Annotated in this window: 20 protein-coding genes and 1 tRNA gene; 5 read left to right on the forward strand and 16 right to left on the reverse strand. The window is 58.9% G+C overall.

What is annotated here, in order from left to right; genetic code table 11:
- Positions 1–657: 657 nt before the first annotated feature.
- Positions 658–1,461 carry an inositol monophosphatase family protein gene (locus AB6Q56_RS05090; RefSeq protein WP_434516038.1) on the reverse strand — a complete coding sequence of 268 codons (804 nt, stop codon included), beginning with the start codon at positions 1,459–1,461 and terminating at the stop codon, positions 658–660.
- A 65-nt stretch (positions 1,462–1,526) separates the two neighbouring features.
- Here AB6Q56_RS05090 and AB6Q56_RS05095 point away from each other — a divergent pair, with 65 nt between their 5' ends.
- Positions 1,527–2,288 carry an RNA methyltransferase gene (locus tag AB6Q56_RS05095; RefSeq protein ID WP_434516039.1) on the forward strand — a complete coding sequence of 254 codons (762 nt, stop codon included), beginning with the start codon at positions 1,527–1,529 and terminating at the stop codon, positions 2,286–2,288.
- Positions 2,289–2,295: 7 nt separating this feature from the next.
- On the opposite strand, the gene AB6Q56_RS05100 is transcribed toward AB6Q56_RS05095, so the two are convergent.
- The 9 genes from AB6Q56_RS05100 to AB6Q56_RS05140 form a co-directional block, all read right to left on the reverse strand.
- The gene (locus AB6Q56_RS05100) at positions 2,296–3,174 is read right to left on the reverse strand and encodes an HDOD domain-containing protein (RefSeq protein WP_434516040.1); all 879 of its coding nucleotides are present in this window, start codon (positions 3,172–3,174) and stop codon (positions 2,296–2,298) included.
- Positions 3,175–3,287: 113 nt separating this feature from the next.
- The gene (locus tag AB6Q56_RS05105; RefSeq protein WP_434516041.1) at positions 3,288–5,423 is read right to left on the reverse strand and encodes a TonB-dependent receptor; all 2,136 of its coding nucleotides are present in this window, start codon (positions 5,421–5,423) and stop codon (positions 3,288–3,290) included.
- 171 nt (positions 5,424–5,594) lie between these two features.
- Positions 5,595–6,569, reverse strand: coding sequence for a biotin synthase BioB (gene bioB / locus AB6Q56_RS05110; protein WP_434517133.1), 975 nt, complete (start codon positions 6,567–6,569; stop codon positions 5,595–5,597).
- A 68-nt stretch (positions 6,570–6,637) separates the two neighbouring features.
- Positions 6,638–7,000, reverse strand: coding sequence for an ArsR/SmtB family transcription factor (locus tag AB6Q56_RS05115; protein ID WP_434516042.1), 363 nt, complete (start codon positions 6,998–7,000; stop codon positions 6,638–6,640).
- Entirely contained in the window at positions 7,000–7,299 is a 300-nt protein-coding gene (locus tag AB6Q56_RS05120; protein ID WP_434516043.1) for a hypothetical protein, read from the reverse strand. Before AB6Q56_RS05120 ends, AB6Q56_RS05115 begins: the two co-directional genes overlap by 1 nt.
- On the reverse strand, positions 7,299–7,724 hold the full coding sequence (locus tag AB6Q56_RS05125) for a bacteriohemerythrin (RefSeq protein ID WP_434516044.1): 426 nt from the start codon (positions 7,722–7,724) through the stop codon (positions 7,299–7,301). Before AB6Q56_RS05125 ends, AB6Q56_RS05120 begins: the two co-directional genes overlap by 1 nt.
- A gap of 322 nt (positions 7,725–8,046) precedes the next feature.
- Positions 8,047–8,838 carry a cytochrome b/b6 domain-containing protein gene (locus tag AB6Q56_RS05130; protein ID WP_434516045.1) on the reverse strand — a complete coding sequence of 264 codons (792 nt, stop codon included), beginning with the start codon at positions 8,836–8,838 and terminating at the stop codon, positions 8,047–8,049.
- A 12-nt stretch (positions 8,839–8,850) separates the two neighbouring features.
- Positions 8,851–10,512 (reverse strand): methyl-accepting chemotaxis protein, encoded by a 1,662-nt coding sequence (locus tag AB6Q56_RS05135; protein ID WP_434516046.1) that lies wholly within the window; start codon positions 10,510–10,512, stop codon positions 8,851–8,853.
- 4 nt (positions 10,513–10,516) lie between these two features.
- Entirely contained in the window at positions 10,517–12,667 is a 2,151-nt protein-coding gene (locus tag AB6Q56_RS05140) for an MtrB/PioB family decaheme-associated outer membrane protein (protein WP_434516047.1), read from the reverse strand.
- 230 nt (positions 12,668–12,897) lie between these two features.
- Here AB6Q56_RS05140 and istA point away from each other — a divergent pair, with 230 nt between their 5' ends.
- The 4 genes from istA (at position 12,898) to AB6Q56_RS05160 (ending at position 17,754) form a co-directional block, all read left to right on the forward strand.
- Positions 12,898–14,394 carry an IS21 family transposase gene (gene istA, locus AB6Q56_RS05145; protein WP_434517118.1) on the forward strand — a complete coding sequence of 499 codons (1,497 nt, stop codon included), beginning with the start codon at positions 12,898–12,900 and terminating at the stop codon, positions 14,392–14,394.
- Complete coding sequence (gene istB, locus AB6Q56_RS05150; RefSeq protein ID WP_434517117.1) at positions 14,384–15,184, forward strand: IS21-like element helper ATPase IstB; 801 nt, start codon at positions 14,384–14,386, stop codon at positions 15,182–15,184. The genes istA and istB overlap by 11 nt, the downstream gene beginning before the upstream one ends.
- A gap of 259 nt (positions 15,185–15,443) precedes the next feature.
- Entirely contained in the window at positions 15,444–16,508 is a 1,065-nt protein-coding gene (locus AB6Q56_RS05155; RefSeq protein WP_434516048.1) for a ligand-binding sensor domain-containing protein, read from the forward strand.
- Positions 16,509–16,530: 22 nt separating this feature from the next.
- Entirely contained in the window at positions 16,531–17,754 is a 1,224-nt protein-coding gene (locus AB6Q56_RS05160; RefSeq protein WP_434516049.1) for a ligand-binding sensor domain-containing protein, read from the forward strand.
- Positions 17,755–17,799: 45 nt separating this feature from the next.
- Here the strand turns inward: AB6Q56_RS05160 and AB6Q56_RS05165 are convergent, their stop codons facing one another.
- The 6 genes from AB6Q56_RS05165 to lon all read right to left on the reverse strand — a co-directional run bounded on the left by AB6Q56_RS05165 (position 17,800) and on the right by lon (position 24,239).
- Positions 17,800–18,675, reverse strand: a complete 876-nt coding sequence (locus AB6Q56_RS05165) for a hypothetical protein (RefSeq protein WP_434516050.1) — start codon at positions 18,673–18,675, stop codon at positions 17,800–17,802.
- Positions 18,676–18,842: 167 nt separating this feature from the next.
- Positions 18,843–19,883, reverse strand: a complete 1,041-nt coding sequence (locus AB6Q56_RS05170; RefSeq protein ID WP_434516051.1) for a hypothetical protein — start codon at positions 19,881–19,883, stop codon at positions 18,843–18,845.
- 12 nt (positions 19,884–19,895) lie between these two features.
- Entirely contained in the window at positions 19,896–21,023 is a 1,128-nt protein-coding gene (locus tag AB6Q56_RS05175; RefSeq protein ID WP_434516052.1) for an ABC transporter substrate-binding protein, read from the reverse strand.
- 194 nt (positions 21,024–21,217) lie between these two features.
- A tRNA-Val gene (locus AB6Q56_RS05180) sits at positions 21,218–21,293 on the reverse strand.
- A 91-nt stretch (positions 21,294–21,384) separates the two neighbouring features.
- Positions 21,385–21,657: an HU family DNA-binding protein gene (locus AB6Q56_RS05185; RefSeq protein ID WP_434516053.1), complete on the reverse strand. Its 273-nt coding sequence runs from the start codon at positions 21,655–21,657 to the stop codon at positions 21,385–21,387.
- 167 nt (positions 21,658–21,824) lie between these two features.
- Positions 21,825–24,239, reverse strand: a complete 2,415-nt coding sequence (gene lon / locus AB6Q56_RS05190) for an endopeptidase La (RefSeq protein ID WP_434516054.1) — start codon at positions 24,237–24,239, stop codon at positions 21,825–21,827.
- Between the last annotated feature and the right edge of the window lie 58 nt (positions 24,240–24,297).

Below are 24,297 nucleotides of genomic sequence, written 5' to 3' on the forward strand. Positions count from 1 at the left end.
CACTATCTCTGCCGATAGTTTGCCTCTGGAGAGGCAGATGTTGCTTGCATTTGTCATGGTTGGGCGCTAAGGTCGAGTCGTGTCATGACGTATGGGTGCTAAGGACATGGAGCGCAGAGCACGTGTTGATCGTCGGGTGAGGGATATTGGTCCCCCTGGTGGGAGTTTTGAGCGGCGTCGGTGTGCCGAGCGTCGTCTTTCGTATGCCGAGGATGCGGCGCTTTCCGACGAGGAGTTTGCGAGCTACTTTGGCTCGTTTTCCCAGGGACACACCGGTCAATCGAGTCAATTTGACGAAGCGGCAGATGTTTTGGCCAGGGCGCGTGATGGTTGTTGAACGGGGTCCTGTGGTGCGCGATGACCGATAGGCAGATCAGGGATTTCATCCGATCGGGGTGGCCGTTTTTCGGTGTGACGTCGAAAGGTGATGTCATGGCCCGATACGTTCTCTATGGGCCGGTATTTCAGTGGCGGCGGAATCAGATGGTTCCCATGCCCCTGCAGGCAGGTGATTTGTTGTGGTGGTTGCAGGCCTCTGATGAGGATGATGATTTGGATTAGCCTTCGCGTTACTCGAATTGGCGGCTGCGCCCGAACTTGGGTGTCGAAGCAAAAAAAGCGCCGTCAGGCGCTTTTTTGTTTTTGCGCGGACTCGGTTTAGCCGCGAACCGTTTCGGGAAGGTGTCCGTCGATCAGTTTCAGCAAGGGGGCAAATACCTTGGGGGTGCCGGCGATCAGGTTGCCGGTTTCGAGATAGTTGGCATCACCGCGCAAGTCGCTGACCAGGCCGCCAGCTTCCGAGATGAGCAGGGCGCCTGCTGCCATGTCCCAGGGGGAGAGGCCGAATTCCCAGAAGCCGTCGTAACGGCCGCAGGCGACATAGGCGAGGTCGAGCGAGGCGGCACCGGGGCGGCGCTGGCCGGCGGTTTTCTCGGCCAGTTCCTTGAAGATGGCCAGGTAGAGATCGATCTTGTCGAACATGCGGTAGGGGAAGCCGGTGCCGATCAGTGCCTCGCCGAGGCGAGTGCGGCGGGATACGCGGATGCGCCGTTCGTTGAGGAAGGCGCCGGCGCCCTTGCTGGCGGTGAACAGTTCGTTGCGATTCGGGTCGAAAACAACGGCTTGCTCGACGATGCCGGACTTGGCGAGGGCGATGGAGACCGCATATTGCGGCATGCCGTGGATGAAGTTGGTCGTCCCGTCGAGCGGGTCGATGATCCATTGGTACTCGGAGTCCTGGCCTGCGGTGATGCCGGACTCCTCTGCTAGAATGCCGTACCCTGGGTATGCCTCCTGCAGTGTTTCGATGATGGCTTTCTCGGCGGCTTTGTCGACTTCGGTCACAAAGTCGTTGGGCTGCTTCGAGGCGACCTTGAGCAGGTCGATGTCGTTCGACGCACGATTGATGATCTGGCCGGCGCGACGCGCCGCCTTGATGGCGATATTCAGGGCTGGATGCATGGGCTTAAAGAGCTAACGGGCAGCCGAGGCTACCCGAAATATTTTGAAAGAACGAATTTTACACCATGAACCCGGAAGTCCTGCTTTCCCGCATCAGAGTCGTGCTTTGTCGCCCCAGCCATCCCGGAAATATCGGCGCGGCAGCGCGGGCGATGAAAACCATGGGGCTGTCGCGCCTCTATCTGGTCGAGCCGAAGCAGTTTCCCGATCCTGAGGCGGATACGCGGGCGACAGGTGCAATCGACGTACTGGCGGCAGCGAACGTGCTTTCGTCGCTGGGCGAAGCCTTGGCTGGTGCGTCGTTTGCCGTTGCGCTTTCGGCGCGTCAACGCGATATCGGCCCTGTGCTGGGCGCGCCTCGGGAAACCGTGGGGCGTTTGCTGGCCGAGGCTGCGGAGGGCGATGTGGCGCTGGTCTTCGGCAACGAGACGGTCGGCCTGTCCAACGAGGAAATCCTGCATTGCCAGGCGGCCGTCACGATCCCGACCAACCCGGGCTTCAGTTCATTGAATCTGGGGTCGGCCGTTCAGGTGTTGTGTTACGAATGCCGCATGGCCGCCTTCGGTGAGAAGCCGCCTGTGAGCGCCCAGGTTGCGACGCCGTTTGCTTCGCCGGCGGCGACCAACGACGAGATCGAAGGCTTGTACGCGCACCTCGAGCGCGTCATGACCGATACGGGGTTCTTCAACCCGGAGCAGCCGGGCAGGCTGTTGCCCAAGCTGCGTCGTTTGTTCGGGCGCGCCCGGCTGGAACGCGACGAAATCAACATCCTGCGCGGTATTCTGGCGTCGACCCAGGTCAAGACCGGTCACGGGCGAAAGGGCTGAGCCCCGTTTATTTGAGGCTGCCGCGCAGTTCGGTGGCCAGGGCGTCGATTGCCGGCCGGAGGTTGCAGTACTGTTGTTCCAGCTGGGTGATGGCGTCCGATGTTCCTGATTGATCTTGCATCACCCATTCGATATGTCCGCCGCTCAGCATATTGGCGACGTAGATGACGTCCGACAGCGTGCGGATGGTCGATGGTTGGTTACGCAGGTGGTCATGGTCTATCGTCGCCTCGACGATTTCTTCCGGCAAACCCAGGGCGTTGAGAAGCGAAACGCCGATGCTTTCATGCCATTGCACAATCAGGTACTTGATGGTGTCCGGGCGATGGCGTAATTCGTCGTATTGCGATGCCCGATAAAGCATGTAGAACGCGCCCAAGTCGTGGATCAGGCCGGCCAGCATGGCCTCGTCACAGTTGATCCGGCTGTTTTCCCGAGCCAGCACGTGGGCGGCGGCGGCAGTCTGTATCGAATGTTCCCATAAAGAATGGGTCGTGTCGGCAAACTCGGCCATGCCCTTGGCGCGCATCAGCTGGGTCATGACGATGGAGAGTGCTGCCGTATGGACGACGCTCAGGCCGAGACGGACAATGGCCGATTTAAGGTCGACGATGTTCTTGCCTTCAGGATTGTAGGCGACTGAATTGGCAAGATGGAGCAGTTTGGCGGAAATCAGCGGCTCGGCCAACACGGCGTGCGCGATGTTGGCGACGCTCTGGTTAGGGTCGTTCAATACCTTGCGCAAGCGAAGAACCGCATCGAAATAGGTCGGGAATACGACTTCGCCGGACAGCTCCCTGGCGATATCCGCCAACATCTGGAAGCGCTGAGCCTTGAGTTCGTTTCCGGTCTTGTCCGGATCGGTGGTGGCGGCTGAGATGTTCATGACAGGATTATCAAGCAAAACCCCGCCGGGTGGGCGGGGTTCAGGATTTTTCCCGGGGAAAATCGCTTCGGATGAAGCGGCAGTCGGGCGCAGACCTGGAAATGAAAGGTCGCTTAGAAGCTGGTGTTCATGGTCAGGCGAACGGTACGCGGGGCGCCCGGGGAGATGTTGTTGTCGCCGTCGGCGGTGGGGTAGTAGTTCTTGTCGAACAGGTTCTCCACGTTGAGTGCGAGGCGGCTCTTCAGTTCCTTGACGGTGTAGTACAGCGCCCCATCGACCCGGGTGAAGCCGGGCAGCTTGACGCTGTTGCTGATCGAAGCGTACGACGACGACTGGTGGATGATGCCCAGGCCGGCACCCCACTGTTCGCTCAGATTGATGCGGTTCCACAGCGAGAACATGTTTTCGGGGACCAGGCCGATCTTGCGCCCGACAGGGATTGCGTCGGCACCGGCATCGGTTCCGGTGCTCAGTGCCTTGGTCACACGGGCGTTGAGGTTGGCGTAACCGGCATAAACCTGCCAGTTTCGGGTCACATCGCCCTGCAGGCCGATTTCGACGCCGGTCGTCCGCTGCTGGCCCGTCTTCACGAAGCGGCCGCTGCCGGACGGGTCTTTCGAACGGACGTCATCCTTGTCGAGCTGGAAGGCGCCCAGCGACATGGACAGCCTCGGCATCAGGTCCCAGCGTGCGCCAAGTTCGTAATTGGTCGACTTTTCGGGAGCCAGGTCGGCGGTCGATGTGGCGAGGCCGAGCTGTTCCCCGGAGGGGAGAAATGCGTAGCTGTAGCTGGCGTAGTAGGTCGACCAGCGAGTCGGGCTCCAGATCAGGCCGAGGCGAGGGCTGATCTGCTTGTCCGTGCGCTGCAGGTCGGTTTGGGCGGTGGTGGTGCGGCGATCGTCGAAACCTACCTTAAAGTAGTCGTAGCGCAGGCCGGCGAGCACCTTCCAGTTGGCGGAGAGGCTGATCTGGTCCTGTACGTAGACTGCCGCGGTATCGGAGCTGACGTAGTTGTTGGCATCGGTGGTGCGGAAATCGAAACGGGTGGCCGTAGCCGTCGGGTTGGTCGCGGAAATGCTGCCGATGGTGCCGGCTGCGGCACCAAAATAGCCAGTCTTGCGCTGGTTCCAGCTGTCCTGGTGACCGACCTCCAGGCCGGTGAGCAGGGTGTGCTGCAGGCCGCCGGTGGTGAAGCTCGTCGTCAGGTCGGTTTGGTTGAAGATATTGCTCCGGTCATTCGAATTGTTGTAGGCCGAAATCGACATCGTATTGCTGCCGCTGACGGCGCTGCCGGGATAGATGTTCTGATAGAACTTGTCGTAATGGGTAACGCGGAAGCTGTTCCTGAGCTGGGCGCCGTCGCCCAGATTGTGCTCCAGCGTGGCGGCGAAGCTGTCTACCGTCGAACGTGCAGTGCTCTGCTCGGCATTGCCGAAGAAACGCGCGTTGTCTGTCTGGAAGGGCATGCCGAATTGCGAGGGAAGCCCGCGGTCGGCCGTGCGATCATCCTTCACGTGTTCATAGGAGAGCGTCAGTGAGGTGGCCGGCCCGAGGAGCAGGGTGAGCGTTGGGTTGATGGCGTAGCGGCGCAGATCGGCGTCGTGGCGGAAGCTGCCGGCTTCTTCGAACATCGCGTTCATGCGCACGGCTGCGCCGTCAGCCACTTTCTCGCCGACATCAAGGGTGGTGCGGCGCTGGTTGTAGCTGCCGAGCGTCAGGGCGAACTCGCCGACATGGCCGAAGACCGGTTTCTTGGTCACGCGGTTAACGACGCCGCCGGCACCGCCGCGGCCGAAGGCCATGCCGCCCGGACCCTTGAGGATTTCGACGCGCTCGAGGTTGTAGAGGTCGCGGAAAATCTGGGCATCGTCGCGGATGCCATCGATGAAGAAATCGGCGGTCGTGCTGTTGCCGCGCAGAACGACCTGATCGCGGTTGCCTTCGCCCTGGTGGACGCTGGCGCCGGGAACGTAGCGCAGGACGTCGGCCATGCTCTGCATCGCTTGGTCCTTGATCAGGTCGGCAGGCACGACGGTGACGGAAGCGGGGACTTCCTTGAGCGGCGTGTCGGTCTTTGTGAAGGTGGCCGAGCGGGTGGCGCGGTACCCCGTTATTGGCCCGTCAGCCCGTTCGGCCTGCTCGTGGACCGTGATCGGTTTCAACAGCTGGTCATCGGCCTGGGCGGTGGGTGCGCCTACGGCCGCCAGTACGGCCAGTGTGGATAGTCTGAGTTTGACATGGCAAGCCATCGTGTGATTTCTCCCGGTATGTGGCTGGCTGGGAAAATCACCTGGCTTGCCGAATGAAAAGATTGTTCCCGGCGTGGGACGCGTGTAAATCTATGTGAGCGCGATTCTCATGCTTAAGAATGAGCGTTGATGAGGGGGGCGCAAGTTGAGTTGACTGATTTGCGGCGCGGCTTAGTTCGCGCTGATCCCGAGCCGCGCGAAAAGGGCGTCGTCGCGGGCTGGAGCGCTGTTCTCTGTCGTCAGCATTTCGTCACCGTAGAAAACCGAATTGGCGCCGGCCAGGAAGCACAGCGCCTGCTGTTCGTCGCTCATTTCCTGGCGGCCTGCCGAGAGGCGGACGAAGGATTTCGGCATCAGGATGCGGGCGACGGCAATGGTCCGGATGAATTCGAAATTGTCGAGTTTGGGTAATTGCGCAAAAGGGCTGCCCGGAATGGCGACCAGGTGGTTGATCGGGAGGGAGGCGGGCGGAGTCAGCATGTTGGCGAATTGCACCAGCAGGCCGGCACGATGGCGGCGTGTTTCCCCCATGCCGACGATGCCGCCAGAGCAGATCCTGATGCCGGCTGCGCGAACCTGGTCGATGGTGTCCAGGCGGTCTTGGTAACAGTGAGTCGATACGATTTCCGCGTAGTACTCGGGTGCGGTATCCAGGTTGTGGTTGTAGAAGTCGAGCCCGGCTTCCTTGAGGCGCTCGGCCTGGCCGGGCTTGAGCATGCCGAGGGTGAGGCAGGTTTCCAGCCCCAGCGCCTTGACCGCGGACACCATCTCGATCACGGCATCGAGATCCTTGTCTTTCGGGTTGCGCCAGGCGGCGCCCATGCAGAAGCGCGATGCGCCTTTTTCCTTGGCGGCGCGGGCGGCGGCGAGTACGACGGGGAGCGGCTTGAGCGGTTCGCGTTCGACGACGGTATCGTGCCGCGCTGATTGCGAGCAGTATTTGCAGTCTTCCGAGCAGCCGCCGGTCTTGATCGAAAAGAGGGCTGAGCGTTGTACGCGATTGGCGTCAAAGTGTTCGCGATGCACCTGCTGGGCGTGCCAGAGCAGATCCATGAACGGTTTTTCGAACAATTCCAGCGTTTCCTCGACGGACCATAGTTTGGGGGCATAGAGGGAGATGGCGGCTGCCGTGGCGTGCGTGTGCATGATGATGAGGGTCTTGGAAACAGGAAATGGATTGGTGGTGCGCGAAGGGGACACCCCCAGCCCCGATGTTAGCTGCCTTGCATGGGAATCATCGTGGCCAGCGCGCCCAGGCGTCTGTCGGTCAGAGCGTAGAACATGCGGCTGGCGTCCTTGCGGGCGGAGATGAGGTTGCGGCTGTGCAGGATCCACAGATGGTGCGAAATGTTGGGCTGGGAACTCCAGAGTTGTTCGCAGAGCTCACTTACCGAGCGTTCGCCTTGGGCGAGCAGAGCGACGATCGACAGCCTGAGAGGATGGGCAAGTGCCGAGATGGCGTGGGCAGTCTGTTCGATGTCGGCATTGCTCCATGTGCCCTGAACATCGGCAGGTGTATGTCCCCGGGTCTGCAGTGAGACTTTGATTCTGGTTTTGGGTGGCGCTCTGCGGTACATCACTTTTCCCAGCGGTTATGACCGACGTATTCTTCCCAGCTCAGAAAACCGTCGTGGTTGGTGTCGCGTTCGGAGAATTTTTCGGCCAGATAGTGGGAGTCGTTGGCGGCTTCCTGTGGGGATAGGCGGCCATCCTTGTCGGAATCCGCCGCGTTGAAGCGCTCCTGCGCCTTTTGCCGGGCTAGTCTGGCAACCTCTCCCTTGCGCCCTTCCTGGTCGAGTTTGGGAACCATGGTTTGGGCGGTGGCGGTAAATGCCATGCAGCAGACGAGGAGGCCGAGCAGGGTATTCCGGATCATCAGCTGACCTCGAAGAGTGCTTGTAGGCTGGGCTTGTATTTCATGTCTTCAAGCAGGATGTGGTTGCGCCACCAGCGGGTCAGGTAGCTGAACAGTTCCTTGGCACTGATGACGCCCAGTGTCGCGCCATAGCAGATTTCAGCGACCACTTCGCAGAAGTGGAGGTGCTCCTGGCGATGGGATTCGAGATGGTCGTAGGCCGCTTCCGCCATCAGTTCTTCTTCATGTTTGAAGTGATATTCGGCGTATTTGACGAGTGCCGAGAGGATGTCGACCATCTGTTCGGATTTCAGATTGTCGGAGTCTCTGCCGCCCAACTGATTGATCAGGTGGGCAAGGTGTTGATGATGCTTGTCGAGTGTCGGTTCGCCGACACTCAGGGATTCGTTCCAAAAGATTGGGGTGTTGCTGTCATGTTCGGTCATGGGAATTCCTTAGCGGGGCACCTTGTCGGTATTCCCAATGATGGGACGCCCGTTTCCCGAAGCTGAGTCTTGTTGGTGGCGGTGCAACGCACCGATTGAACGAAGCGCGGCTGCGGCGCGCCCGAGGCTGCGTTCGGCGCTGCGTTGGTTGGCCGCGATGACGGCTAGCTTCCCGTGTAGTTTGCTGACATTTGCGACGTAGTCGCCAAGGTGATCAACATTTGAGTTGGCGGGAGTGCTCTGTGGATTGTGCATCGGATTTCCCAATTCGGTTGCCATAACTAAAGTAATAGCAAGACGTAGGCCACCCGGAAAATGATGCTCAGTAGGCAGGCAGCATCTTGTTGATGCCGACGAGAAAGTGAATGACCGGCAGTACCAGTAAGCAGATGATGAGCAACATCAGGAGCAGCGTGCCGACGAATGGCCGCTTGAAATTGAGCCAGACGACCAGAGTCCTGATGAAGGCCGGCGCCGTTCCCGGCTTTTCGGGGTGCTTGGCGCCGGGGGGGAGCGGAATCGCCCGGGGAATCCGACGGAGCCCGGTCAACATGGCGAGCACGTAGTTCTCTCGATGCAGCCATGCAGCCCAGATGACGCCGCCGAGGTGGCAGGCAACCAGAATGGCAAGGAGATGCCCACCCAAGGTGTGGGCGCCGATCAGCTTGTCTTCCCAGGTATCGGGAATCAGCGCGCCGAAAGGCCCGAGTTGTTGGCTGGCGCTGTAGGAGAGCAAGCCGAGAAGGCAGGTAACGAAGAGCGTGGCGAGGAGGGCGTACACCATGGCTGCCCCCATCGGATTGTGGCTGTAGTAATAGCTGGCCTTGCCGGCCAGGGCATCGCGACAGTAAGCAAGCATTTCGTCTGGCCGGTACGAAAAGGCTGAAAAGCGTGCGGCACCCTTGCTGACAAAACCCCACACGATGCGGGCGGTGATCAGGATGCTGATCAGGTAGCCCGCATAGGGATGCAGAGGGAACTTCTTGTATTCGAGATAGGCCGTCGCAAAGGCAAGAACGAGCAACCAATGATGTACGCGAACGAAACGGTCCCAGACCTTGATTTCGGGGTCGCGGCGCTTGCGTCGTTCGATGGGCTCCAGTTTGTTGGTCAAAGGAGATCCTGATCAGATTTTGAAGCGGCTGAGCTCGTGTTCGAGCGTATGGGCAAGCTGGTTGAGTTCCTGCATCGATTCGTTCATGGCCTGGATGGCGTTGCCGTTTTCCCGCGCCAGGCTGGCAATCGCGTCCACCTGGGCGGAAACGAGGCCGGAGGCCTGTTGTTGCTGCTCGGTTGCATCGTTTACCTCTGTCATACCCTTGGCGACCTGATTGACGGTGGCCGCGGCGTTGTCGAGGACGTTGGCCACCGCAGACATGGAGCCATGGCTGGCTGCCAGCACTTCCAGCCCACTGGCGAGGGCATTGCGCACCTGCCCCGATTCGTTGCCCAGCGCGGTGGTCAGCTTGTCGATCTCGACAGCGGAGCGGTTCGATTTTTCTGCCAGCTTGCGGACTTCATCGGCGACGACAGCGAAGCCACGCCCCGTCTCTCCGGCACGCGCCGCTTCGATGGCTGCATTGAGGGCGAGCAGGTTGGTCTGGTCGGCAATGTCCTTGACCTCCTGTGTCATCTTGGTAATGGAGTGGGTGCTGGTGACGAAGCTTTCGACTTTCTCGGCGATGTTGCCGACTGCGTTCTCGACCAGCTTAATCTGGTGTTGAAGTTGTTGCAGGCTGGCTTGTCCCTCGTGCGTCTGCTTCTGGCTCTCCAGCGTCAGTTGATGCACCTGGGCGCAGGACTGGTTGACACTGACCACGGCAGTGGCAATCTCATCAAGTGCCGAGGCGGCATTTTCCGACTCACGGGCCTGGGCTTCCGAACCCTTGGCCACATTGTCGGTCCGTGAGCGCAATTCACCGGCCGAATTCGCCACCCGCGATGCGATGCAGTTGATCTGTGCAATCAGGGTCTGCAGTTTTTCCATCATTGCATTGAAGGCGGTTGATGCTTCGCCGACTTCATCCTTGCCCTTGATCGGCAGGCGGCTGCGCAGATCGCCCTCGCCGCTGGCGATGCCTTTCAGGTTATGTGCCATGGCCGCCAGCGGAATGGTGACGAAGCTGCGCACGAAGATGAACACGAACAGCAGCAGCGGAACCGAGATCATCAGCGTCGCCATGAGCATGCCCATGCGGGATTCGGCGACAGACTCGTCAAGATCCTCCAGCGACACCTTCATCGATACCGCGCCGAGAATGTTGCCATCCTTGACCTCTTCGTGACACTCCATGCAGTCGCGTCCGAGATAATTCTTTGATGCGATGGCCGGGAAGATGGCGATCAGGACATGACCGTGCTTGGGGTCGTGAGCTTCCTGGAACAGGGTTTTCCCGCTCGCCATGACCTGTTTTTCCAGTTCATTCGGATTCATGGCGATTTCGTCGCCATCGCCCATCTCGTGAATGACCAGCTCGCCGCGCAGGACACGCAGATCCTTGATCGCTTCCGATTGGCGAACCTGATCGTAGTAGATATGGCGTTTCTTGATGGTCTTGGTTACCTTCATGAACAGCAGGTTGGCCATGGTCATCTGATTGACGCTCGTCGCCAGGTCGCGTGCCTGATGGATCACCATGTTGCGCTGCTGATAGGCTGTCCAATGGATGATGCTGCCCCACGCCAGGCTGAGCATAGCGGCGATCGAGACAACCAGGCGTATCCAGATCTTGACGTTGTACAGGCTGCGTAAGGGGGGGTACTCAGCCATGGCGTTGAAAGGGTTCATTGAATTAACGGAAGGCGAAGTTGTAGGTCAGGCCGACGAAGTGGATCTTCTGGTTCGGGTCCTGGTAGATCCAGCTACCATCGGTGTAAATGTAGGCTCCGGACGAGCCCGTGCCATTCCAGGTCCAGTCGTTCGTCTTGCGGTGGTCGAGGACGAGGTCGAGCCGGACATTGCTATCCCTGTCAAGTGCGTAGCGACCGAAGAGCTTGAGCGTCGTCTGGTCGTAGCGGATGTCGGGAATCTGTGAATTGGCCGCCGCAGCACCTTGCTTGTACTCGCTGGTGTCGCGACCGAGTATGGCATCGGCTCCGATATCGATGGTCCCGGTTAACTGGCCGCGCAGACCGACACCGACGGTATCGGTGCGGTTGGTCAGCGAGGCGGTCCACAAGTTGGCGACGCTGGTACCATCGGCCTGGTCCATGCGCGTTACGCTGCGCGATAGCCAGCCATTGAGGCGCCAGCGGTCGCTGATCGTCCATGAGGCATCCAGCGAGACCAGTTGCGCGTTGCCTCGGCGAACGCCGATGTCCAGGTTGTTGCGGCCAGTACCATAGTTATCTTCGGCGCCTTCAACCGCCAGTTGGAGGTTGAGCGGCTCCAGTGGTGTCCAGTCAGCAAACAGGCGCACCTTGTTGCGGATACGGTCAGCCATGTAGATCGGTTGCATGCCGTTGGAGTAGGAGATGCCAGGGTTGAAATTACCGGTGGTCGCGTTCCAGGTTTGTAGCGTGCCGTAGTTGGAACCGCTGCGGTCGCTGTGGATGTAGGCGATGGAGCCGTTGAGATCTTCGGAAAGCGACTTCTTCACTTCGATGCGTTCGGAAATTTCCTCGGTGCGTCCCCGGTAACCGACGACACGTACGCCATTGACCGAGCGCTCCTTCTCTTCGTAGTCGATGCCGCCGGTAAGGCGATAGCCGGCCGGCAAGCGATAGCTGGCTTCGAATTTCCCATTCAGCGTGCTCAGCGAGCGCGGTTCGTTGTACCCGTCGGTGGATGAGGTCGTGCTGGTGATATTGATGTAACGGGCAACCGCCGTGTTGTCCTTGCGATTCTCGTAGCGCACATTGGCTAGCAAGGAGAGGTTGCTGGTCGGGCGCGAGGTCAGGCCGAGATTGACCTGGGTTGTGTCGACACGTCCGCCCAGTTCGCTGCGTCCGGACATATTGAGCCCTCCTGTCGGCGGTGCGCCGGTCGGGGAGGGGACGGCCACAAAGGCATCCCGTTGCGAAGCCAGCGTCCGCGCCACCTTGAAGCTGCCGCGTGTCTTGTCGGTGAACTGGTAGGCGCCGGTCAGATGAATCTGGTGAGCAATGTTGTCCGGCGGTAGTGACATGACGGAAAACGGAATGTTCGGGCTGGCCGCCGAGCGCAGAGCCGTATCGCCGCCGGCGATATTCAGCTGGTTGTTTGTGTTCTGAAACAGGGAGCCGTAGTAGCCGCCGGAAAGCTGCAGTTTGTTTCCGGTGTAGTTCAGCACCAGGTCGAGCTGGCGGGTAGCCCAGTCGATGGGTTCGACCAGAAACTCCTGGACGCTGGGAGTGCCGCGTCCGAAGGGGCGCTGCCCTTTCTTTTCGGTATTCTGGAAATTGACCCGGAGCTCCAGTTCGGGACTGAACAGGTAATTGGCTCCCAAGCGTACGTTCTGCCGCTCGATGTTCATATCGGCCAGCTTGATGTTGCTCGCTGCCTGTGCGCCCGTGGTGTTCGGGTAGGTCAGCGAATTGCTCCCGACGCCCTGCAGCTTGCTATAGAAGGTATAGGGTGAGTAGCGGGTCGATTGGTCGTACTCGGCGAAGTACTGCCAATGGCCTTGCCGCTCGTGTTCGACGCGCAGTTCGGCTTGCGGGATGCCGAGGTTGCGCCCCATGGCGCGGAGCCAGGTGCCGGTAGTGTCGTCGCGGCGAACAAAGGAAAACGCGCCGATGCCGAATACCCCTGAGTCGTGTTGCCCGTTGTACATCCCGTAGCGCTGGCTATCGCCGCTGACCGAGCCGAGGCCGATGCTGACCGAGCTTTCCGGCTTGATCAGGCGAAGGACTTCGGGATCGAGGTCTTCGTCGGCGGCAAGGATGCCGCTCGAGAAGGCGATCAGCATGGCTGCGACGCTGGCCTTCAGCGCCAGGGGGGCTTTCCGATGATAGTGATTCATGTCTGTCTCTCGTTTAGCGGCGGAAAGTCCGTTCGTTGCCCACGTTGGCCGGGTTGTTCGAGCCATGGATGTTGGTATGGCAATTCAGGCAGGCGCGCCCCATGGTGATGCCCTTGTGTTGACGCTCGTTGAAAACTGACCAGAAAAGTGGGGGTGTGCGCGCTGAAAATTGACCAGGGTGATTAACTCGTCCGCTCATTTTTTGAGCAGGATTTTAGGAGATGATCACCATGAAGGATCTGGGAAGGATTCGGCGGTTGTTTTATCGGGATGGCCTATCGCTGTCCGAGATTTCGCGGAAGACGGGGTATAGCCGGAACACCGTCAAACGTTGGTTACGGACACCGGAAGGGGCGGAGCCGAAGTACGAACGGCAGAACCCGAACATCAAGATTGCCCCGTATGCGGCGCGCCTGATCAAGGCACTGGAGGCGGATGCCCGCCGTCCGAAACGGGATCGGCGCACAGCACTGAAACTGTTTGGCGAATTGCAGGCCGCCGGATTCACCGGTACCTACTGCCGGGTCACCGAATTCATCCGGCGCTGGCGGGCCGATGGCGGTGCAGCCGTCAGTAAAGCCTTCGTTCCGCTCCACTTCGAGTTGGGCGAAGCCTTCCAGTTCGACTGGAGCGAAGAGCATCTGGTCATTGGCGGGGTCTGGCGCAAGATTCTCGCCTCACATCTGAAACTCTGCGCCAGTCGGGCCTTTGTCGTTCAAGCCTATCCGACGCAAGGTCACGAGATGCTGTTCGATGCCCATACCCGCTCGTTTGCGGCGCTGGGTGGCATTCCCCGGCGCGGCATCTACGACAATATGAAGACGGCCGTGGATAAGGTGCAGAAAGGCAAATCCCGCATCGTCAATTCGCGCTTCTCGGCGATGGCCTCCCACTACCTGTTTGATCCGGATTTCTGCAATGTCGCCAGCGGCTGGGAGAAAGGCGTCGTCGAGAAGAACGTCCAGGATAGTCGGCTCCGTCTCTGGCAGGATGCCGGCAAGGAGCGATTCAGTTCATTCACCGAACTGAACGTCTGGCTGCTCGAGCGCTGCCGGGGGCTGTGGCAGGAATTGCGTCATCCCGAGTACGCTGACCTGACAGTGGCCGAGATGCTCGAACACGAACAACCGAGCCTGATGCCGATGGTCGCATCCTTCGATGGCTACGTCGAAACCTTGGGCAAGGTATCGAGCACCTGCCTGGTGACGCTGGATCGCAACCGCTACTCGGTACCGTGCGAACTGGTGGGCCAAGCCGTCAGCCTGCGTCTTTATCCGGAACGGATCGACATTGTGGCGCACGATACTCGGGTGGCCAGTCATCCCCGCAACTTCAGTCGGCAGCAAACCCTCTACGACTGGCAGCACTACATCCCGCTGATCGAACGCAAGCCAGGGGCCTTGAGAAATGGCGCGCCGTTTGCCGACATGCCGGAGCCATTGCAACGATTACGCAGCTTGCTCCTGCGCCGGGAAGGTGGTGATCGGGTGATGGCCAAAGTGCTATCGGCAATTTCGCAGTTTGATCTGGAAGCGGTGCTGGTTGCCGTCGATCTGGTGCTGGAGTCCGGCCTACCCAGTGCCGAGCACATCGAGAACATGCTCAACCGCCTGAAGTCGGGTCCCATGCCGCCACCGGTGGAAACGCCACTCACCCTCAGCGAAGTACCGATTGCCGATACCGGCCGCTATGACCGCTTGCGTACCGAGGTGACTGATCATGCGTGAGCTGATGAGCGAGTTCAAGGAACTGCGTTTGCACGGCATGGCCGGTGCCTGGGAGGAGCTGACAGCCAACGGTAGCAGCCGTGTCGAAGCCTCACGTTGGCTGATCGAACATCTACTGCAAGCCGAGCATACTGATCGAGTGATGCGTTCGATTGGCTATCAGATGCATGCGGCCCGCTTCCCGGTACATCGTGATCTGGCCGGATTCGACTTCGAACAATCGAAGGTGGATCAGAAGCTGATCCGGCAACTGGCCGACCTCTCCTTTGCCGAGGAAGCCCAGAACGTCGTGTTCATTGGTGGCACGGGCACTGGCAAGACCCACCTCGCGACGGCGCTGGGTGTCTCGGGCATTACCCATCACAGCAAGCGGGTGCGTTTCTTCTCGACGGTTGATCTGGTCAATGCGCTGGAACAGGAGAAGGCTGCTGGCAAAGCCGGGCGGATTGCCTTGGGGCTGCTGCGCATGGATCTGGTCATCCTCGATGAGTTGGGCTATTTGCCGTTCAGTCAGGCCGGTGGCGCCTTGCTGTTCCACTTGCTGTCGAAACTCTACGAGCACACCAGTGTGATGATCACGACCAATCTGACCTTCGCCGAATGGCCGAGCGTCTTTGGCGATGCCAAGATGACCACTGCCTTGCTCGACCGGCTGACGCATCACTGCCATATCGTCGAGACCGGGAATGAGTCGTTTCGCTTCCGGCACAGCACGGCAACGGCCAAGTCGAGGATCAAGGCGCGGGAGCAGAGCAAGCGGGGAAATCCACCCGAAGCAGATCCGTTCTGATCGAGGCCGCGTTGGGAAATCCGTTCCGGACTCCGTCCTCCACGGCTTTCCCAACGCATTCGTCGTGGCTCGGAAATCAGTTGTTCTGAGCTACACTTATCCACAAGCCCACCTATGTCAGGTGGCTATCACACCTGGTCAAAATTCAACGCGCACAGGTGGTCAAATTTAAACGCGCGCCGACAACCATGCCGCCATTTTTTGGAATTCTGCAAGATGCGCAGATTCTGAGTGTATTGGCTTATGTGAGAACGCTACGATGAAATTGAAACTATGGTTGTGTGCTGCTGCGGTGCTGGTGCAAGGCGCATTCCTGCCGGCGCTGGCGGCGGAAAAGAGCGGTGTGCGGGTTGTCGATTCTTTTGAAGTCGGTGACAACGTCTACGTCCGGGCATTGACGGTTGAGAAGGCTGCCAACAGCCTGTGGGTCGGTACGTCCGTTGGTGCGCACGAGATTGATCTGAAATCGAGCAAGCCGCGTAATACATTTACCCGTCAGCATGGCCTGGCCAACGAATACGTTTTCGCCATCGGTATCGATAGCGAGGGTTACAAATGGTTTGGCACCAATGCCGGCGGTGCATCACGCTACAAGGACGGCAAGTGGAAAACCTACTTTCCGATGCACGGATTGGCCGATTACTGGATTTATTCCTTTGAGAACGACAAGGCAGGCAACCTGTGGATCGGTACCTGGGCCGGGGTCAATCACTTCAATGTGAAAACCGGCAAGATGAAAACCTACGTCAAGGAGTTGATCAACGAGTGGGTTTATGGCCTGTCGGTCGACAAGGATGGGCGTGTCTGGTTTGGAACCGAAGGCGGCGTCAGCATGTATGACGGCAAGCGCTGGCGTTCCTGGACGCACAAGGACGGGCTGGGTGCCGAGAACGTGAACAACCTGCAGGCGAGCGCAAATACGGGGCTCGGGACACGTTCGCGGCACGATCTGACGACGCAGGTTGAAGGTTTGTCGTCGTACAACCCGAACTATGTGTTCTCCATTCATGCGGCACCCGATGGCGTCATCTGGGCCGGTACCTGGGGGGGCGGCGTATCGCGCTACGACGGCAAGCGCTGGACCAACCTGACTACCCAGGACGGCCTGGCAGGCAACATCGTTTATTCCATGGTGCAGGACGACAAGGGGGTCTTCTGGTTCGGCACCGACAAGGGGTTGTCGCGCTACGACGGCAAGACCTGGAAAACGCTGGGCAAGGCCGATGGCCTGTTCGATACGCACGTTTATGCCGTGACGGTCGCTCCGAACGGAGATATCTGGGCCGGTACGAAACGCGGTGTGGTTCGCGTGGCCCCGCAATGATCATGCAGCAGAAAGGCAACGAATGAACATGTTCCATCCATTGAAAAAGCTCGGCCCAATCGCCGCCGGTATCACCATCCTCGTCCAGGCTGGCGTGGTGGTGGCCGGTCCCAATACGCCGGCGCCCGTGCATCCCCCGATTAACGGCGCCACGGCTCATCCTGCCATCCCGCAGCAACCTGTGGAGCGTGAAGGCAAGGTGACTGTCGACCCGGCAGCCAAGTTCACCCACTTCCGCGTCGGCAACAAGAACGTCAAGTCGATCTATCTCGATGGTTCTGTAGTCTGGGTAGGAACCTCGGGCGGCGTGGTTCGCTATGACACCAAGGACGATAGTTTCAAGCTCTTCGATGCGCGGAACGGATTGTTGTCGAACGGCATGTTCTATGTCGGCAGGGTCAAGGGCATGCTGGCCGTTGGCACCTATGGTGGCGGGCTGTCGCTGCTCGAAGAAAAAACCGGCAAGTGGAAGAACTACAATATTCCCGAAGGGCTCGGCGACGCCTTCGTCTACGACGTAATTACCGCGTCGAATGGCGATATCTGGATCGCTACCTGGTCAGGCGTCAATCGTATTCGCGGCGGTAACCTGGACGACCGCAGCAAATGGGATCTCTATACCGTGGAGAACACCAAGGGCGGCGTTCCGAATGATTGGATTTACGGGCTGGCGGAAGGCAAGAACGGCGATATCTGGCTAGCGACCGAAGGGGGCATGGCCCGCTTCGCCAACAACAAGTGGGAAAACTGGAATCACGCCAAGGGCCTCGGGGCGCCTTACGCCAAGGTCAAGGATGCCATCGCCTTCAAGAATGACCCGGGCAAGCAGTCCACCCACCACGCCAAGCAGAAGCAGGAAATGGGTCTGCAGGGCGTCGATGTCGCGTACAACCCGAACTATGTCGTGTCGCTCGAAGTGGATAAGCAGGGTACGGTGTGGGCGGGAACATGGGGCGGTGGCTTGTCGCGATTCGATGGCAAACGCTGGGTCAACTACACCACGGCCGAAGGTCTGCCCGGCAATCACGTCTTCATGCTGCATACCGACGCCTCGGGCAAGCTGTGGATTGGCACCAACAACGGCCTGACCACCTACGTGCCGGAAACCGGGAAGTTCTCGAAGGCCCTGACAACGGCCGATGGCCTGTTCGCCAACAACGTGTTTGCCATGGGTTCGTCGGCGAAGGGCGATCTGTGGGTGGGTAGCTTTGGCGGCGTGGCCCATCTTCGCACGCCGCAGAAGTAGCGATTCGGCCAGCGGACGGACAGCCTCAGGCTGACCGTCCGTCGGTCAGAAAACCGGTACGCCCATCATTTGCAGGGCGCGGTTCAACTGCAGGTTGGCCTTCTCCATCTCCTTCACGGCCGACGCGTAGTCTCCGGTACTCGCCCGGTTCGAGGCGTCAGCCTTGATCGCGTTGGCTCCTTGCAGGTAGGCGTCGACCTGCTTTCTGCTCTCGCCACTGGCGCGTTCTTCGCGAATCATCATGCCGACCAGGATTTCGTTCGAGTAGAAGCGCTTTTGTTCGTAGTCGAATTCTTCGCGGGGCGACGCGAACTGAAGGCGCATGATCACTTCCTGCCCGTTGCGCAGGCGTGAAATTTCCTCGACGGCCAGTTTGTAGCTCGCCGCCATCCGCTTGTTGGCTTCGTCTTGCTGGCCGTTGTCGAACAGTTTTCGGGCTTCGGCCGTCATGCCGTCGAGACGGACAATCAACTGGCGGGCAGCCGCCGCCGTTTGCGGCGTATTGGTCATGTCTTGAAGCGTTCGCCTGTAGCTTTCGATCTGCTGGGCGTGTTCGTCGAACTGTTTCTTCAGTGCGCCGCCAGCTCCCAGCTTGTCGCCGGTTAGCTGACTGCTGGCCTTGGAGAGGTTACGCAACGCTTCGTCCAGTTGCTCGATGGCTTCATCAGCCTTCGCAAGAGCGATTGCGCTTCCGGCTTGGGCGAGTAGTTGTCGGCTTTGTGCAATCAGTGCAATGACTTCAGTGTTCCGGCTATCCTGCGCAGCCCTGATCGCCGGCGCATTGATCAGCGTTTCAACCAACTTGGCCTTTTGCTGGGCCAGAATCAATTTTTCATTGGTTTCGGCGGTTGTCGGTGTTGAGTGGATTGTCAGGATAACGAGAATTATCCTCAAAGCATGGCGGTATATGCTGAGACGCATCGTGTGTTCTGCAATCACTTTCTGATTTTCGCAATGAAGACCTTGTGTGCCGGAGCGCCTTTGTCATCAGGAAGGGAATCCGGGCAAAGTTGGCAGGCAACGATCTACTGATGTCAGAGAAATAAAGCAGGAATCGGGCCGAGCGATCTGGGGCAGGGAGGGACGATTTAAGATGCTGGATCGGTGGTCGTGGTGTCGAAGTGCCTGGCAGATGCCGGAGTTTTTCCTCGCATTCTTTCCTCCATGGAAAGCGCCATTAGCCGTGCTGTCTTGACCGGACCCGTCTGCGCCGTGCGAAGACTCTCAATGACCTGTTCATCGATACTATCGAGGGCTTTGTGGCGCTTTTCGGCTTGCAGGAGGGCGTCCATTTGTCGCGAAGCTCTCAGCCAAAGTCCCGAGAAGCCTATGGTGATGGCAATGAGCAGAATGAAAAAGGTCAGCATCACCGGTCGCGCGATAGTTCCCATGTTGATCAATTCGCTCCCAAGCGGTTCAATCAGCAATTTCGGGGAAGACTCACTTTCCGGGCCGAACCAGGTCAGATAGGCATTGGAGTCTTTGGATTCCAGGGTGGGGTAGCGGGCTGCCGTTTTGCGCAGGCCTTCCTCGCCATCCGATGAGGCGACTGCCTTGCCCTTCCACCACAGGCTCAGCCGGGTACCTGGATAGGTCATATGGGTTAGCAGGGCATGGTCCATCGGCTTGAATAGCACCAGGTAGCCGTTTTCCTTGCCTAGCCAGATAAATTGGCGAATTACCAGATACAGTGTGCCATCCTTGGGATTTTGAGCCCAGGTATTGGTCTGCCCGGGCAGAAACCTGACACTGGTATCGACATGGCTGGCATAGTCGTAGGATGCAATTTTCTCGCCTTGCGTGGTTTCTATTCTGAGGGATGGAAACTCGATGCTATTGCCCTGGGAAATCAGGTACACCATGAGTTTTTCCTTGTTCTGCTCGGTATCTGCCAGGATTTTCTGTGCTTCGAGGCGAGTTTTCAGATTAAAGGACTCGCGCCCCCAACGGCGGTCCAGATCGGCCAGAACGGCGGCGTAATGTTCCCGAGCGTTCGCCAGTTGGGTCGAGCGGAATTTGTCGTTGAACTGCTCTTTTGTCCATATCCCCAGAATGCTCAGGCTGACTAGAATTAGCAGCAGGACACTGGTCAGTCGAAAGGCAAGTTGGGAGTTCAATGTGCGCAGCATGGCCTGGCTCGATCAGTCCTTGGTGCCTACCCAGCGCGCGTCGACCATGGTGTCGATGCGGAAATTTTCGGCTGCAGGGTTGCCGGCCTGGGAATCGATGAAAAAAATCTCGGTTTCGCGTAGTTGCCGATTTGAAAACGCACCGTCCTTACTGTACTGGCGAGGAAACTTCTTCAGTACGGCAATCAGCTTTTGGCGTTCGTCGGGATCGGATATCCCCAATGCACTGACGAACTCTTCCGGTGTGTGTGTGGCAATCCAGTTCAAGGTTCGCTTGATGATGCGGACCATGGTTTCGGCCTTGGTCGTGTCTTTTTCCAGCTTGTCCGATCTTCCGATCAGGGCTCCGCGAAGGAACCCGGAACCGGCATATTGACGCGCCATCTGGGTATCGCCGAGGTGAACCAGCGGAAAAGCAATTTTGTTCGTCACCATGTGGGTAGCGTGCGGTTCATCACCGATGACCGCATCGACTGCACCCGATTTCAACATCAGGGATTCAGACTCCCAGCGTCGCCCGATCCCTACAATGTGATAGCTTCCCGGGGGGACGCCGCCACGGCGAAACATTAATTCCAGAACCTGCTGTGAAGTACTTTTGTTGGCGGTCGAGTTGCTATGCAGCCCTATCGTTCGCCCTTTGAGATCGGCAATTTTCTTGACTTCGTTTTTCAGCCCCTGGCGAACAAGCAGGGCGTAAAGCGGCAAGTCGTTGATCGCAGCCAAGGCAACGACACGCTTGTCTTTGAGACGAACCGACATGGCAGCCGGCAGACCGACCACTGCAAAATCCACGTTGTTGTGCATGACGTCATCGATGGCTGCCGGGCCTCCCGGGGAAAAGACGACCCTGACTTCGGCGCCTTCGGCCTTGTCGGCGCCAATTTTCGAAATCAACTCAACGGGGTAGTAAGAGGCCGCATTGGGGCCGGGAACGCTGATGGCAAGTCGCAATGGCTCGGCACTGCTGACTAATGCGGGAAGTAGCGTAATCGCTAATAACAATGCCTTGGCAAATCGTGCCAACGGTGCGGAATACAGAGCAGATGCTTGGAAGGGGAGCATTGCACGATTATGCCGCATGATGCCTTTCCTTTGGTGGGCTCTTGTATGCCATTCATCGATGCTGCCGTCAGGCATGCCATGAAACCTGTTGGTAACCTCGGGCACCCGATGCCAATGATAGGGGAGGGCGGGTGATTAGATTTGCCTAATGAGGGGGGGCAGTTGCTCGGCGTTTCGTAGGCTGGAGATGGGGGGCTGAATAGTGCAGGCAAAAATAACCCCGCATTGCGGGGTTATTTTGACTTTCCTGAATATCATCAGGTTGTATTTGGTGGGTGCTGACGGGGTCGAACCGCCGACATTCGCCTTGTAAGGGCGACGCTCTACCAACTGAGCTAAGCACCCTGTTCATCAGCGCACTACGTTACGACTTCGCTTTGTTGTTCGTGGAGAACGACTGCTGCTCATCGTTACGTCTGGTGTGCGCCAACGAAGATTAGTTGCAGGCGTCCTTCAGGCCCTTGCCAGCGCGGAATTTCGGCGACTTGGCGGCCTTGATTTCCAGGGTCTTGCCAGTACGCGGATTGCGACCGGTGCGGGCGGCGCGCTCGCCGACGTAGAAGGTGCCGAAACCGATCAGGCTGACCGAGTCGCCGTTCTTCAGTGCGCCGGTAATGGCTTCGACGGCGGCGTCCAGTGCGCGGCCAGCAGCAGCCTTGGAAATGTCGGCTTGGGAAGCGATGGCATCGATCAGTTCAGATTTGTTCATATTGAAGTCCCCTAAAAAGTAGGATTTGGAGTGGTGAAAACTTTGCGAGGACGGATTTATATCTCTCGCGAAATCCTTGTGTCAAGCGGATTCTCGGCCGCTTTTCTTGGATGTGAGGGGGCTGGAAGGAGCCGATGGTTACGCCACCTGCATCCTTCCCTTCAAAATCAATGAGTAACGACGGTCGAGGCGGCCGCGATGTCACTTGCGGGCTGTACCTCTGAATTGGCGTCGCTCTCGGCAGGAAGAGCTTCAGGCTTGTTTTCCAAAGCCCGTTCCAGCACTTGGTCGATCCACTTGACAGGAACGATCTCGATCTTGTTCTTGATGTTGTCCGGGATCTCGGTGAGATCCTTGACGTTCTCTTCCGGGATCAGGGCCGTCTTCAAACCGCCGCGCACGGCAGCCAGCAGCTTTTCCTTGAGACCGCCGATGGCCAGCACTTCGCCCCGCAGCGTGATCTCACCGGTCATGCAGACGTCGCAGCGAACCGGGATGCCGGTGTAGGACGAAACCAAGGCCGTGGTCATGGCAATGCCTGCTGACGGCCCATCTTTCGGCGTTGCGCCTTCGGGAACGTGGATGTGGATATCGGTTTTCTCGAAAGCCTCGTCCTTGATCCCCAGGCGGCGCGAGCGGGCGCGCACGACGGAGCGGGCGGCCTCTACCGATTCCTTCATCACGTCGCCCAGCGAGCCGGTGCGGATGATGTTGCCCTTGCCCGGCATGTTGGCGCATTCGATGGTCAGCAGTTCGCCGCCGACCTCGGTCCAAGCCAGACCGGTAACCTGGCCTACCTGATTTTCCTTTTCGGCCATCCCGAAGCTGTAGCGGCGGACGCCGAGGAACTTGTCCAGGTTCTTGGCGTTGACGGCAATCTTCGAGTCGCGCTTTTTGAGAACGAGCGTCTTGACGATCTTGCGGCAAATCTTGGAAATCTCGCGCTCGAGGGCACGCACACCGGCTTCGCGGGTGTAATAGCGGACGATGTCGCGGATGGCGCTTTCAGCCACCAAGGCTTCTGTCTTCTTCACGCCATTGTTCTTCAACTGCTTGGGCAGCAGGTAGCGCATGGCGATATTGACCTTCTCGTCTTCCGTATAGCCGGACAGGCGGATTACTTCCATGCGGTCAAGCAGCGGTGCCGGGATGTTCAGCGTATTGGCCGTGGCTACGAACATCACGTCAGAGAGGTCGAAATCGACTTCAACGTAATGGTCCTGGAAGGTGTTGTTCTGTTCCGGATCGAGCACTTCGAGCAGGGCGGACGACGGGTCGCCACGGAAATCCTGGCCGAGCTTGTCCACTTCGTCGAGCAGGAACAGCGGGTTGCGGACACCGATCTTGGTCAGACTCTGTAGAATCTTGCCTGGCATTGAGCCGATATAGGTACGGCGGTGACCGCGGATTTCGGCCTCGTCACGCACGCCGCCCAAAGCCATGCGGACGAACTTGCGGTTGGTCGCCTTGGCGATGGACTGGCCGAGCGAGGTCTTGCCGACGCCCGGAGGGCCAACCAGACACAGGATCGGGGCCTTTACCTTGTCGACGCGCTGCTGGACGGCGAGGTATTCGACGATGCGTTCCTTGACCTTGTCGAGGCCGTAGTGGTCCTGGTCGAGGATCTTTTCGGCGGCGCGCAAGTCCTTGCTGATACGCGTCTTCTTGCGCCACGGCAGACCGATCAGTGTTTCGATGAAGTTGCGCACGACGGTTGCTTCAGCCGACATCGGCGACATCAGGCGCAGCTTCTTGAGTTCGCTCTGCGCCTTGGCCAGGCCTTCCTTGCTCATGCCGGCAGCCGTGATCTTCTTGTCCAGTTCCTCGAGATCGGCACCTTCTTCACCTTCGCCAAGTTCCTTCTGGATGGCCTTGACCTGCTCGTTCAGGTAGTACTCGCGCTGGCTCTTTTCCATCTGGCGCTTGACGCGGCCACGGATGCGCTTTTCGACCTGGAGGATGTCGATTTCGGCTTCGAGCTGGGAGAGCAGGCGGTCGATGCGGTCGCGGATGCTTTCCATTTCCAGTACTTCCTGCTTCTGCTCAAGTTTGAGCGGCAGGTGGGCGGCAATGGTGTCGGCCAGGCGGCCGGCGTCCTCGATACCGGCGATGGAGGACAGGACCTCCGGCGGAATTTTCTTGTTGAGTTTGACGAACTGGTCGAACTGAGCGACCACGGCACGGCGCATGGCCTCGATCTCGTGGTCCTCGACGCCGGGTTGGACCAGCGGAGTAGCGGTGGCCATGAAGACGGAGGCTTGGACGTCGATGGCCTCTACGTGGGCGCGCTGTGTGCCTTCGACCAGTACCTTGACCGTGCCGTCCGGCAGCTTGAGCATTTGCAGTATGTTGGCGAGGCAGCCAATGCGGTACAGGTCGTCAGGTTCGGGCTCGTCCTTGGCGGCAGATTTCTGGGCCAGCAGCAGGATGCTCTTGCCCGATTCCATGGCCATTTCGAGCGCCTTGATCGATTTTGGACGGCCCACGAACAGCGGGATGACCATGTGCGGAAACACGACGACATCGCGCAACGGCAGCAGCGGCAGTTCGACGGTTTCCGGGAGGGTGTTGGGGTTCGACATTACGAAGCCTTTGAAATAGGTATGTTCCCCCTAAATGGGGGCGGGAAACCGGGTTTCA

The sequence above is a fragment of the Dechloromonas sp. ARDL1 genome (genome assembly GCF_051122455.1).
Lineage (GTDB): Bacteria > Pseudomonadota > Gammaproteobacteria > Burkholderiales > Rhodocyclaceae > Azonexus.